General features: G+C 45.4%; 10 protein-coding genes and 3 pseudogenes. 7 read left to right on the forward strand and 6 right to left on the reverse strand.

The features are described 5' to 3' along the window. Nucleotides 1-78 precede the first annotated feature (78 nt). Both MST18_RS16250 and MST18_RS16255 read right to left on the reverse strand, forming a co-directional pair. Nucleotides 79-1,470, reverse strand: a pseudogene (locus MST18_RS16250) (IS91-like element ISVsa3 family transposase); the annotation flags it as partial. A 52-nt stretch (nt 1,471-1,522) separates the two neighbouring features. Continuing rightward, on the reverse strand, nt 1,523-2,227 hold the full coding sequence (locus MST18_RS16255; RefSeq protein WP_001067794.1) for an IS6-like element IS1007 family transposase: 705 nt from the start codon (nt 2,225-2,227) through the stop codon (nt 1,523-1,525). A gap of 103 nt (nt 2,228-2,330) precedes the next feature. On the opposite strand from MST18_RS16255, the gene MST18_RS16260 reads away from it, so the two are divergent. Continuing rightward, entirely contained in the window at nt 2,331-2,525 is a 195-nt protein-coding gene (locus tag MST18_RS16260; RefSeq protein WP_065995535.1) for a hypothetical protein, read from the forward strand. A gap of 15 nt (nt 2,526-2,540) precedes the next feature. Here MST18_RS16260 and tet(Y) read toward each other — a convergent pair whose 3' ends face one another. Beyond that, nucleotides 2,541-3,716 (reverse strand): tetracycline efflux MFS transporter Tet(Y), encoded by a 1,176-nt coding sequence (gene tet(Y), locus MST18_RS16265; protein WP_011931119.1) that lies wholly within the window; start codon nt 3,714-3,716, stop codon nt 2,541-2,543. An 82-nt stretch (nt 3,717-3,798) separates the two neighbouring features. On the opposite strand from tet(Y), the gene tetR(Y) reads away from it, so the two are divergent. Continuing rightward, nucleotides 3,799-4,422, forward strand: coding sequence for a tetracycline resistance transcriptional repressor TetR(Y) (tetR(Y), locus tag MST18_RS16270; protein ID WP_011931118.1), 624 nt, complete (start codon nt 3,799-3,801; stop codon nt 4,420-4,422). A 63-nt stretch (nt 4,423-4,485) separates the two neighbouring features. Here tetR(Y) and MST18_RS16275 read toward each other — a convergent pair whose 3' ends face one another. Together MST18_RS16275 and MST18_RS16280 are read right to left on the reverse strand one after the other, a co-directional pair. After that, entirely contained in the window at nt 4,486-4,782 is a 297-nt protein-coding gene (locus MST18_RS16275; RefSeq protein WP_044501921.1) for a hypothetical protein, read from the reverse strand. A 140-nt stretch (nt 4,783-4,922) separates the two neighbouring features. Then, a pseudogene (locus MST18_RS16280) lies at nt 4,923-6,761 on the reverse strand (Tn3 family transposase); the annotation flags it as partial. Nucleotides 6,762-6,821: 60 nt separating this feature from the next. Between MST18_RS16280 and MST18_RS16285 the strand changes: the two are divergent. The 3 genes and pseudogenes from MST18_RS16285 (at nt 6,822) to MST18_RS16295 (ending at nt 9,253) form a co-directional block, all read left to right on the forward strand. Next, entirely contained in the window at nt 6,822-7,526 is a 705-nt protein-coding gene (locus MST18_RS16285) for an IS6-like element IS26 family transposase (protein WP_001067856.1), read from the forward strand. Between the two features lie 54 nt (nt 7,527-7,580). Continuing rightward, nucleotides 7,581-7,937, forward strand: a pseudogene (locus MST18_RS16290) (LexA family protein); the annotation flags it as partial. Between the two features lie 23 nt (nt 7,938-7,960). Further along, nucleotides 7,961-9,253, forward strand: coding sequence for a Y-family DNA polymerase (locus MST18_RS16295; protein ID WP_180134005.1), 1,293 nt, complete (start codon nt 7,961-7,963; stop codon nt 9,251-9,253). A 27-nt stretch (nt 9,254-9,280) separates the two neighbouring features. On the opposite strand, the gene MST18_RS16300 is transcribed toward MST18_RS16295, so the two are convergent. Beyond that, complete coding sequence (locus MST18_RS16300; RefSeq protein ID WP_120376124.1) at nt 9,281-9,655, reverse strand: hypothetical protein; 375 nt, start codon at nt 9,653-9,655, stop codon at nt 9,281-9,283. A 275-nt stretch (nt 9,656-9,930) separates the two neighbouring features. Between MST18_RS16300 and MST18_RS16305 the strand changes: the two genes are divergently transcribed. Together MST18_RS16305 and MST18_RS16310 are read left to right on the forward strand one after the other, a co-directional pair. Continuing rightward, nucleotides 9,931-10,254 (forward strand): hypothetical protein, encoded by a 324-nt coding sequence (locus tag MST18_RS16305; RefSeq protein WP_120376123.1) that lies wholly within the window; start codon nt 9,931-9,933, stop codon nt 10,252-10,254. Continuing rightward, nucleotides 10,251-13,118 carry a relaxase/mobilization nuclease domain-containing protein gene (locus tag MST18_RS16310; protein ID WP_180083592.1) on the forward strand — a complete coding sequence of 956 codons (2,868 nt, stop codon included), beginning with the start codon at nt 10,251-10,253 and terminating at the stop codon, nt 13,116-13,118. Before MST18_RS16305 ends, MST18_RS16310 begins: the two co-directional genes overlap by 4 nt. Nucleotides 13,119-13,347 lie beyond the last annotated feature (229 nt).

Here is a 13,347-nt window from a genome sequence, read left to right on the forward strand (position 1 = left end):
CGACAACCAGCACGGCGGATCCCTGCCGCGGCGCTGTGAACGCAGCATTTTGATTGGTATCGTTGGCCTTCAGGCTCGTCAGTCAAACAGACCCAGGAGCAGCTCAGCCGGTGGCGCCCGGCTTTCGGGTAACGCCCTGGTCCCGCTGGTTTCGGCTTTGTGCTTCAGGTGATCAAGGATCTGCTTGATCACTATAGGGTCTTCAATGCAGGCGATGACTTTCATGGCGCCGCCGCAGCCGCTGCAGGTCTCGATGTCGATATTGAAAACACGCTTGAGCCGTTGCGCCCATGTCATCGACGCTCGCCGTTGTGCTGGTGTTGCCGGTTCATCAGCCACCCTGACCTTGTTGCCCCTGCCCCGTTTTGCCGGCGTGACCAACGCCCGGTGCCGACTGTTGGGTGCGAACACCCCGTGGAAGCGGGTTAGGTTGACTCTGGGCTTCGGTACCAGGGCGGCCAGCCTTGCAATGAAATCCAATGGTTCGAAAATGACGTGCGTGGTGCCGTCCCGGTACGGCGTCTTGAGCTGGTAGCGCACGTTGCCGCCTCGTGTTAACGACAGCCGCTTCTCGGATACCGCCGGGCGGCTGATGTACCGGCACAGCCGTTCGAGCTTCTTGCGTTCATCGGCCCTGGCCGCCACGCCGGCGTGCAGGCTGAACCCGGCTACCTTGCCAATCCCGTCACCGAACGGATCACCACTGGTCGGCAGAGTTTGCAAAGTGAACACCTTTCGCCCCGCCTGTGAACCGACAGCGATACGGTAAGTGATCGAGTGCCCCAGCAGGGGTGTCATCGGGTCGTCATCCACCGCATCCGAGGCCAGATAGCTGTTTTCGACATCCCGTTCCAGCAGGCCTTGCCGTTCCAGATAGCGACCCACCCGGTGGGCGATGGTGTGCGTCAGCTGGGTGAGCTCTGGGCTGGTCGGCGCCTTGACCCAGCGGAAACGCGCTGAGCCGTGGGATTGCTCGACATACACACCGTCGAGAAACAGCATGTGGAAGTGAACATTCAGATTGAGCGCCGATCCAAAACGCTGGATCAGGGTGACCGCGCCCGTCTTGGCCACTTGGTGGGTATGGCCCGCTTTCTTGACCAGGTGCGTGGCAATGACGCGGTAAACGATGCCCAGCACCCACCCCATGATCTCGGGCCGGCTGGCAAACAGGAAACGCAGCTGAAACGGGAAGCTCAACACCCACTGACGCATGGGTTGTTCAGGCAGTACTTCATCAACCAGCAAGGCGGCACTTTCGGCCATCCGCCGCGCCCCACAGCTCGGGCAGAAACCGCGACGCTTACAGCTGAAAGCGACCAGGTGCTCGGCGTGGCAAGACTCGCAGCGAACCCGTAGAAAGCCATGCTCCAGCCGCCCGCATTGGAGAAATTCTTCAAATTCCCGTTGCACATAGCCCGGCAATTCCTTTCCCTGCTCTGCCATAAGCGCAGCGAATGCCGGGTAATACGGCACTGTTGCAAATAGGGATCTGAGTCGATGATTTTCCCTTCAAAAAAGCTTAGAGACCGAAAACTCTATTTACTAGCCAAACTTCTCCTAGAATATTACCGTTATAAAATAATGAAGCTTGTCCTTTGCGTAGAGCACGCATAACCTCAATACCTTTAATTGTGGCATAAGCCGTTTTCATAGACTTGAATCCCAACGTAGCCTTGATGATCCGTTTGAGCTTGCCATGATCACATTCAATCACGTTATTCTTGTATTTAATCTGTCGATGCTCCAGGTCTTCAGGACACTTTCCTTCCTGTTTTAGTCGCGACAAAGCACGGCCATAGGTATGAGCCTTATCAGTGTTTATGACTCGTGGAATCTGCCATTTTTTGACATGATTCAAAATCTTACCAAGAAAACAATAAGCTGAATGGGTATTTCGTCTAGCAGAAAGATAGAAATCAAGAGTATGGCCACGTTGGTCAACTGCACGGTATAGATATGCCCATTTGCCATTCACTTTTACGTAAGTTTCATCCAGATGCCATAAATGTCGATCTGTAGGATTACGCCAATACCAACGTAAACGTTTTTCCATTTCTGGAGCATAACGCTGAACCCAGCGATAAATTGTGGTGTGATCAACATTCACTCCACGTTCGGCCAGCATTTCCTGAAGTTCACGATAGCTGATGCCATATTTACAATACCAACGAACAGCCCAAAGAATGATTTCACCTTGAAAGTGCCGACCGTGGAAGGGATTCATCTGCTGTATCTCGAAATAAATAAGATATTTAGCTTATCATGTCAGCCTATTTGCAACAGTGCCCTATAAAGCCAGTGATCTTGCAGACCATCAAAGATTAGAAATGACCTGCAAGAAATGTAACCGCCTTGTTTATATCAATAAGGCAATGATCAGCTCAATTCGAGGACACGAGCAATTATATTTGGACGAAGTTGAACGACGCGCACGCTGCAAAGCTCAAAATTGCCGTGGCACCATGCGCATGGCAATGGTGCGTCTTGATGAACTCAGCGGTTTTATTGGCGGGATTGCTTGATCTCCCGCCAAGATTTTAAGATCGCAATAAACTGGCTGACTGGCGCAATAATGGTATAGCAATAAGATAAAGGCTTGCTGCGACGAGCCAAACCCAACCATCCCACTGCCCCGCGGTTAAGCCATAAAGCGTCGTAAATCCGACCGGCCCGATAATCGAGGTTATATTCGTCAACCCCGTTAAAGTTCCCTGTAAAGCACCTTGTTTTTCATCGCAAACAAGACCTGAAATAATGGCCTGCAAAGCAGGCATACCAATGCCGCCTGTGGCCAGCATAAAAATTGCCGGCAGAACCATCCAGCTTTGCGTGATAAAAGCCAGCAATAAAAACCCGCACATATCAGCGCCCATTCCAAGCAGCAACACACCGCGGTCACCCAGTCGCTTTGAAAGAGTGCCGGTTAAAACAGCTTGTACGAATGTATGTGCTGCACCAAAAACGGCCAGCGACACACCTGCTGTGCCAATATCCCAATTCAAGCGCTGTTCGCCATAAATCACCCACAAAGCGGCGGGCGCCTGCCCAATCAGCTGCATAAGAAAAAACAACGCAAAAAAGCTGGCAAGTCCCTGAACTGCAAAATTGAAGCGAAAGCCTTCAAACAAATTGATTTTGGCTGGCTGTCCTTCAGGCGGTTGTGACGGCGTTTTGGGCAACAAGAAAGCCACCAAACAAAAGGCAATTGCATTGAGAAGAGCCCCTGCCACAAAGGGCGCATGCACAGATATATCACCAAGAACACCGCCAATAGCAGGCCCTGCAATCATACCTGCACCAAAACACGCCCCCATAAAACCAAACCAACGCGCACGTTCTTCCTGTTTAGTTGTATCAGCGATAATTGATGCCGCGATTGCACCAGTTGCTCCGGTAACACCTGAGATAATCCGGCCGATATAAAGCACCCATAAAACAGGCGCTGCCGCCATTATGCTATAATCAATCGTGGCACCTAAAAATGAAACCAGCAAAATAATCCGCCGTCCATAGCGGTCAGATAACCGCCCTAAAACGGGCGCGCAAAAGACCTGCATAAACGCATAAAGCGATAAAAAAACACCATAGTGAAATGCTGTTTGCTCTGCCGGTACAAATTCATTTAATAAAGCCGGAACCACCGGCATGATTAATCCCAAACCAATCGCATCAAGCGCGACAACAATGAGTGCGGTTATAAGTGATTTTGACATAGATGTGACTTTTATTTATCATTGATAAGTTGGCGATAATAAACTTTATCAACGATAAATTGTCAAGAGGTAATGCAATAAAATGACCAAATTGGATCGTGAGACCGTTATTCAGGCTGCACTTGAACTTCTCAACGAAGTCGGTGTTGACAATTTAACAACGCGAAAATTGGCCGAGCGCCTGAAGGTGCAGCAACCTGCTCTTTATTGGCATTTTCGCAATAAGCGCGCCCTGCTTGATGCCTTATCTGAAGCCATGTTAGAAAAAAATCACACCCGCACCGTGCCTCAGACAGGAGAAGACTGGCGTGTCTTTTTAAAAGAAAATGCACTCAGCTTTCGTAGCGCACTGCTTTCTTATCGTGATGGCGCACGCATTCATGCGGGCACACGCCCAACCAGTGCGCAATATGAGCGCGTGGAAAAACAGATCAGATTTTTATGTGAGAGCGGATTTGAACAGCCCGATGCCGTACGGGCATTAGTGATTGTCAGTCATTATACGACGGGCTCTGTCAGTGAGCAGCAAGCAGCCCTCGAAGATAGTTCTGAACGCAAACAAGCCTCAAAAGAAGCCCCTGCACAGCCATCACAGTTTCTATCTCATGCCTTTGATACATTCGATGCGGAAGGTGCCGATTTTGCCTTTGAATATGGATTGGATGCTTTAATTTCCGGTCTGGAAATGAAGAAAGCCACAAAATAACTTAGCAGATGCAACATAAAAAAGCCCCGCAAAGCGAGGCTTTTAAAATGATTAACTTAAAGATTATGCTTTTGGTGCAGCTTTTGGTTTGCGTGTTGAATAGACGACAAAGAACCCTGCAACCAAACCATAACCAAGCCATTTAAATGGCAGTATATCCGCATCTTCGCTGCGGATTGCACGTACCGCAACCGTGCCCGGACGTGTTTCCACACCCGCTTTACCACTGCTTTGAGCCGCTTCAATCTGATCAGGTGAGACGACCCATTCACGGCCTGTATATTTATCATAGGCCATAAAACCAAAGCCCACGATGAGTGCGGTGATTGCGCCTGCAATCAAACGAATGCGCATATTCATATCAAATTTCCATTATTTAATCTTGTTCAGCTTTTAAGCTGACAACAGCAAAAACATCAATTAGCAAAGCCGATCACTTATTATTATCTAATTCAAAATCACAAAATGGGGTCGTTTGCGGGAGGGGGCGGAATCCTACGCTAAGGCTTTGGCCAGCGATATTCTCCGGTGAGATTGATGTGTTCCCATCCGAGCGGCGAAACATGGGCCAAGAGATCGGGCGATAGCAGCTTTCCATCGCGTTTCTGGTTTGCAACGACCTCGCCGAGCTTCATGGTGTTCCAGAAGATGATGATGGCGGCGAGCAGATTCATGCCGGCGATGCGGTAATGCTGGCCTTCGGCGGAACGGTCGCGGATTTCACCGCGGCGGTGGAAGCTGATTGCCCGCTTCAGCGCATGATGAGCTTCGCCTTTGTTGAGCCCGATCTGGGCACGCCGTTGGAGTTCGGCATCCAGAATCCAGTCGATCATGAACAGGGTGCGCTCGACGCGACCGACTTCCCGCAGGGCTGTCGCGAGCTCGTTCTGCCGCGGATAGGAGGCGAGTTTCCGCAGAATCTGGCTTGGCGCGACGGTCCCGGCAGCAATGGTGGCGGCGATGCGCAGGATGTCGGGCCAATTGCGCTCGATCATGGCTTGGTTGACCTTTCCGCCGATCAACGCTCGCAGGTGCGCCGGGGCGGCCGACGGATTGAACGCGTAGAGCCGTTTGGATGGCAGGTCGCGGATGCGCGGAGCGAACCGGTAGCCGAGAATGGCACATGCGGCAAAGACGTGATCGGTGAAGCCGCCCGTGTCGGTGAACTGCTCGCGGATATGGCGTCCAGCATCGTTCATCAGCAGGCCATCGAGGATGTAAGGCGCTTCGCTTGCCGTTGCAGGAATCACCTGGGTTGCGAACGGCGCATATTGGTCGGAGACGTGGCTATAGGCTTTCAGGCCCGGGGTATTGCCATATTTCGCGTTGACCAGGTTCATGGCCTCACCTTGCTCTGTAGCGACGAAGAACTGTCCGTCGCTCGAAGCCGACGTGCCCATGCCCCAGAACCGGGCCATGGGTAACGCTGCCTGTGCCTCGACCACCATGGCCAGCGCCCGGTCATAGGCTTCGCCCTCGACATGCCACCGTCCAATGCGGATCAATTCCCAGAAGGTGTGGGTGTTTGTCGCATCCGCCATTTTGCGCAAGCCGAGGTTGATCCCTTCCGCCAAGATAACGTTCATTAGCCCGATCCGGTCAGCGCAGGGTGCTCCTGTGCGCAGATGGGTGAACGCTTCGGTGAAGCCGGTCGCCGCATCCACCTCCAGCAGGAGATCGGTGATGCGCGTGGGCGGGATCTGCTTGTAGAGATCGAGCACCAGATCTTCGGCGCCTGTCGGCGCGGCGGCTTCGAGTTTCTCGATATGCAGAACGCCGTTTTCAATCGACCCGCCCGGGATCGTGCCTGCGCGAGCGGCACGGCCAAGCTCGCGCAACCGCATGTCGAGGCGAGCTTGCCGGTCTGCCAGCCATTCCTCCGGCCGCAATGGCACAGCGAGACGACCGCCTTCCGCGATGGATTGTGCCGGAACGAGTGCGTGTTTCAGATCGCCATAGCGCCGGGACCTAGTAAGCCAGACATCTCCGGAGCGGAACGCATCGCGCAGATGGAACAGCACCGCGATCTCCCATAGGCGAGCGTCGCCAGCCCTCTGGGCCCGAAGGTGGCGATGCCATTTCGAGCTGGGCCGCAAGAAGCTGGTCATCGCGGCATCGTTCAAACCGGTACGAAGGGCCGTCACCGCTTCCAGAAGCGGCAGTGCAACGGGCGCAGCTCGCAGATCGAGCAGGCGCAACATGCGTGGAGCGTATCGGCGGAAGCGGTGATAACCGTCGAGCACATGATTGAGCGGATCGTCGGCCATGGTGGCGGTCAGCCTGGTTGCCATTGCAACAAGGGTTTTTAAGCCGTCCCACCCTGACCCACTCGCGATGGCACTGTTGCAAATAGTCGGTGGTGATAAACTTATCATCCCCTTTTGCTGATGGAGCTGCACATGAACCCATTCAAAGGCCGGCATTTTCAGCGTGACATCATTCTGTGGGCCGTACGCTGGTACTGCAAATACGGCATCAGTTACCGTGAGCTGCAGGAGATGCTGGCTGAACGCGGAGTGAATGTCGATCACTCCACGATTTACCGCTGGGTTCAGCGTTATGCGCCTGAAATGGAAAAACGGCTGCGCTGGTACTGGCGTAACCCTTCCGATCTTTGCCCGTGGCACATGGATGAAACCTACGTGAAGGTCAATGGCCGCTGGGCGTATCTGTACCGGGCCGTCGACAGCCGGGGCCGCACTGTCGATTTTTATCTCTCCTCCCGTCGTAACAGCAAAGCTGCATACCGGTTTCTGGGTAAAATCCTCAACAACGTGAAGAAGTGGCAGATCCCGCGATTCATCAACACGGATAAAGCGCCCGCCTATGGTCGCGCGCTTGCTCTGCTCAAACGCGAAGGCCGGTGCCCGTCTGACGTTGAACACCGACAGATTAAGTACCGGAACAACGTGATTGAATGCGATCATGGCAAACTGAAACGGATAATCGGCGCCACGCTGGGATTTAAATCCATGAAGACGGCTTACGCCACCATCAAAGGTATTGAGGTGATGCGTGCACTACGCAAAGGCCAGGCCTCAGCATTTTATTATGGTGATCCCCTGGGCGAAATGCGCCTGGTAAGCAGAGTTTTTGAAACGTAAGGCCTTTGAATAAGACAAAAGGCTGCCTCATCGCTAACTTTGCAACAGTGCCGTTTTCCTTCCCCTGCTCAAGACTATGTAGATAAAACTCTAGACATGAATGAACACCTCATCAGCAATGAGGCAACAACATTCATTGTCAAAGTAGCCTCTCTTTCAATGAGAGATGCTGGCATCGACATTAATGATGAACTTGTCGTTGATCGTAGTCTTGAAGCCAAACATGCAGACATCGTTATTGCCCTAATCGACAATGACTTCACTGTTAAACGTCTGATGATCGAAGGTGATCATCGTTGGCTTAAAGCTGAGAATCCGGATTGTTCTGACATTCATCTTAATGATGGGCAAGAGATGGTGATTTGGGGTGTAGTGACATTTGTCATCAAACCGTTCCGGAAACGCAAGTAACTCTACTTTATTGGTTTCATCACATGGAATGTACAAACAAGGTGTTTGCTCTAGTGGACATCAACAACTGTTATGTCAGTTGTGAGCGTATCTTCAATCCAAGTCTGAATAACAAGCCTGTCATTCTCTCCAACAATGATGGTTGTGCTGTTGCACGCTCTCAGGAAGCCAAGGACTTAGGTATCAAGATGGGAGTTCCCTTCTTTCAGATTAAAGACATCGTAGAGCAGCATAAAGTCCAAGTGCTCTCAAGTAACTATGCTTTATATGCAGAGATGTCTCGCAGATTCATGAAAGTCCTTTCAGACTTTGTCGCTCCTGACGAGCAAGAAGTCTATTCGATTGATGAATGCTTCCTTGATCTGACCGCTCCTTCAGAGAAGGATGATCTAACCGATTATGCTCAACAGATTCGTCAGCGTATCTTCACCTGGCTTGGTTTGCCTGTGTGTATTGGCTTAGGTCGAACGAAAACTGAAGCAAAGATAGCCAATCACATTGCCAAGAAGAATGCTTACTTGAATGGTGTATGCAACTTGGTTGCAATGGATTACTGCTCTACCGAGACTCTGTACCAATCCATCGAGGTAAGTGAGATTTGGGGTGTAGGACGTAAACATACGTACAAGCTCAACAGTATGGGCATCCATTCTGTAATGAATTTTGTCATGGCTTCCCCACTGATGATCCGAGAGCAATTCTCTATCGTCATGCATCGAACTTTATTAGAGCTGCATGGAGTTGCTTGTATTGAGTTAGAGCATACTCAAGCCCCTAGAAAACAAATTGTTGCGAGTCGTTCGTTTGGTCAAAGGATTTACCATATTGACGATCTGAAAGAGGCCATGAGCCTGTATGTACAAGATGCGGTAGCTCGCTTAAGAGGTGAGAATATGTTGTGTGGTTACATGATGGCTTTTGTACAATCGAATCCATTTGATACGCATAAACCGTATTACAGCAAGTCTGCAGCAATCACTTTACCTGAACCCTCTGACAATGTATTAACGCTGTGTAAAGTTGCCATCAAAATGATAGATGATTTATATCAGAAGGATGTAGGCTTCAAGAAGTGTGGCGTGATACTGACTTGTCTGGAGCCAAAAGCTAGGCATACTTATGACCTTTTCACAGACATGAAGCAAGTTGGCTTAGACAATATCTTGATGGATTCACTTGAGGAAATCCATCATAAGTTTGGTAAAACCAAACTCGCTCTTGGTGCAAGTATGTTACCGAACAGAACCTGGAATATGTCACGTAACCAACTCACTCAAAATTACTTCAAGTGGGATCAATTGCTTTGTGTGAAGTAATTTTTATTGATTACTTCACAACATAATTTATTTTTTCTTCTTTAAAAACTCTTTTAAAGTTTCCTCAGTAATACCCACAAAATTGTTTCTTTTTAGAAAGTCTAGTACTTCTCCGGTTGTTGCACCAAGACCAAAGAGTTGAAGTAAAGTTTTCTTATGCTGAGTAAGCAATTGATTCCGTGTAATGGTCTTTTCATTCAATTCTTTTATATAACAAAGAAGAATATTTTCAAAGTTTTTAGAATCATTTTTGCTATATATTTTTTGATTCTTCTCAACAAGTTTTGAAGGCTTAGAATTACTTTCTTGAGGAGCTTCAAAAGAATTATCTGTTGAGAATTCAGAATTTATATTATCCGAATTTTCACTATCGAATTTTAAAATATTCTGATCTTGCATCATATTTCTTCCTTAAGAATAAATTTATAAGCTCATTATTCGAAATATTTACTCTCATAAAAATGGCAAAATATGACCCTTTTTTGATTTTTAAATTACTGAAAAATGTAACTTTTTGCGCTAAGAAAAAAAAGGGAAAACAAGCATGATTTTCATCATCTTCAGTTCATTCACTGACCGCTAAAAATATACAGGATGGGACGAGTAATATACATCGTCCAAAATCACAAATCTCGAGCTCGCTCCGCTCGGTCTCAATTTGCATATAGTAGAAAAAAATGAAAGACAAAACATTGAGAAACAAAAAAATCATTATTCGCTTTACAGCAGATGAACATCAACAAATTAGTGCTGCCTGTGCGGCATTACATATGGCTCAATCTAACTATCTACGTTTGAAGATTTTCTCGGATACCCAGTTCAGTATTTCAGATCAACAGGACATTCATACTGTGAGAATCATGGGAATTTTACTGACAAAAATTTTGGAAAAACTCAAAGATACAGGACTCATTCTTCATGAATTGGATGAAATAGAACAGCTCATCCCGGAGATCAAAATGACTGTGCGTAGACTCAATGATAGATTGGATAAAGTATGATTATTAAAGTCATTGCGAATACGATCGGGTCTTCAGTAGAAGAACGTGTGACTGGATTATCGGATTATATTCATCATCCGAAGCAGACACGTGCTCACCATTTGTCTGAATATATTCATCAGCTTCATCCTGGTTTTGATGAAGACTTACTCTCTGAAAAATGTGTCTATTCAAACTTTAGAAACTTTTTAGATGATGATCCTCATTATCAAAAAATAGAAATGTCACAAACTGCCAGTTTGAACTCTCGTGTGATTGACCCGATCGTACACATGGTCGGAAGTTTTAAAAAATTTGAGGTTCCAACCACTGAGCAATTAGAACAACAAATTGATATTTTAGCGAAACATCTCAGTGCAGAAGAACTACAAATGCAATATGCAATGCACATGGATACAGACAATGTTCACTTTCATTTAATCGTCAATAAAGTTCATCCATTCAAAAAAAATAAACACAATGAAAATAAAGTGATCGATCTTGGAGATGGCTGGATTTATAATGCTGTACATCGGGCTGCAGCAGAAATTGAAGCAAAACAGGGCTGGGAACCAGAGCCTAATCCAATGTTTATCTATAAGCATGACACGGGACATTGTGAAAAAAATCCAGATTATATACCTCAGCCTGATGCTGAAAAAATTTATTCAAAAATTCGAGATCAAGAACATCGACATCAACAAAAAAGTCGAATGAGCAGTGAAAGCGAATCAGGCAAAGACTACCAACGCTATATTGGACATTGCGTTAATCAAGTACTGAAAAACGCTGAAAATTGGCAAGACTGGCATAAAGAATTAGCTCAACATGGCATTCTTTATGAGAAAAAGCGAAACGGTAGTACTTTTAAAATTAAGACAAGCGAAGAGCAAGAACTCACGTTTAAAGCCTCTTTATTTTGTAATAAACAAGCGACTCTCAAAAACTTAGAAAAAAAATGGGGAGATTTTACGGCTAAAGATAGTGATATTAAAACTATCCCTCTTATAAAACTAAATGAAACATCTCGGCACTCTCAATCAGCAGAAACAACTGTACATTCTTACCATTTATTTAAAAATGAAGATTTTTTAGTTACTAATCTTCATGATGTTTATCTAAAAATAAAGGCAGAAAAGGATTCAATCAGTAAAAATCGTAAAAATGGATACCAAGAAATTTCTCTTAAAAATGAAAATTATAAGCATGATAAAAATAATTTTTTAAAACAATGGCAGCAGAAATTTCCAGAGCAATCATCTGATGTCATTTTTACTCTGCTGCATTACCAGCACTCTGCTGATCAAATAAATTCAAGAGCATTGCAAAGAAAAGAATATAACGATCAACATAAAAGCTTGGGTAAAAAGACCTCTAAAACACTGCAAGAAAGCTTTCCATTTTCTTCAAGCTTTGATTCCTCGAAAATAACGTCTTACGCAGATTTTTTAAAGTTTTTCCCCCCCTCACATCACTTGCTTATGCAACAACAATTTTTATTTGATCAACGTCAATCTAAAAATTTTATTTGCCAAGATAACCCTAGGATTGAAAAAGCAAAAATCCTCTTTGATCAGAATGAACCGATAGCCATTCAAAATAGATATGGAATCCTGGTGTTCAGTAATTATTCCGTGACCCGACTACAACAATGTATAAAAGCACTTGATTCTAAAAAGAAAGGAACGCTCAGGGGTACGTCGGAATTTAAAGAATTGTTCCACGCCACTGTAAAAGATCTCAAAGAAAAAGAACAGATTATCGACACAAACCATGAGAGAGTATTACCAAGTTTCGAACGTCTTTCTCAAAACAATATCGAGTCGTGTTTTACTGAACTCTTTAAAAAATTTAGATCCACGCACACAAATCAAAGTACAGCCATTATTAAAACTTGTTTGCTCTTAAATTGTTGCGGTTTACCAATGGAGTCACTGCAATCAACATTAAAAAAATGTGTTGATGAAAAGAAATTGCCTGATATTAATAAGCAAGATCAGGATCTCCTCATGCTTAGGATCCAAAATCTGATTTATACTCAGCATAAAGAACTAAATAAGCAATATTTCAATTCATCTGAGATTGAACAATGTTGGCAACTTTATTTTAATCTACATATTTCTCCACTCAAGCAGCCAAAAGAACACAAGCACAACTCTCAGTCTTCATCTTCAACACTAGAATTAGAGCTCGTGCCTAAGGTTGAGAAGAAAAGAACAATCAAACTTCCTGAAAATTTAGCTGAATCTGAGTTTGAGCAAATGCTGCAATACTTTGAATACACTCGAAGACTCAAGCTTCAGAAAAAACAAGAAGGAGAACGCTTGAATACATTAGAATCTTCAAAGAAAATGTCTATACCTCATCAGCAATCCCAAATGACATCTCTTTTTAGAAAAGACTATGTAATCGAATACAAATTTGGACAAAAATTTTATCTGGACCAAAAAAAAGTTGCATTTTTTGAAACGAAAAATACATCAGAAATTACAGTTGTTAGTCATCAACATGAGCATATCCGTGATGCTTTATTCCTGGCAAGAGCCAAGTTTGGTGTTGTTTTAGTTTTTGGAACAGATGAGTTTAAAAAACAAGTACAACAAATTGCTGATTCAGAAGATATCAAAATTGAATTTAAAACCACTGCTCAGCAAAAAGTGAATGCTGCAATTGAGAATAGTCCAATTGGTAATTCAGCTGCTAAAAATGACAGTGCTGAACCAAAACCGCCAAGGAGAGAATTAAGTTTGGAACCTAAAGATCCTAGTATAATAAATAAGGAAGATAGAGCTGATAATTTCTATAAAAATCAATCTGTGACATCACGTAATAGTCGTAAAGAGTCCACGCAAGAAAATAGTTACGATTACGGACCTGGTTTTTAAAACAATTGCCTAATCGAATTTTTATGCAGCTTGAAATATGGTTTTAAGAATAGCCTAAGAATTATACTTAGGCTAATTCAAAAAAAATTTCAAGCGAATTAACATTTTCTATCTTCGATGAGTTACGAGTTAGAATTCAAAGAAAAAACTCTGAAGAATTTTGACAAATTTAGTTGTAATAAGAGTGATTGTAAATAAATAATCTATTGTGCTTAAGCTAATTTCTTTT

The sequence above is a fragment of the Acinetobacter sp. YH12068_T genome, from assembly GCF_024606005.1.
Taxonomy (GTDB): Bacteria; Pseudomonadota; Gammaproteobacteria; order Pseudomonadales; family Moraxellaceae; genus Acinetobacter; species Acinetobacter amyesii.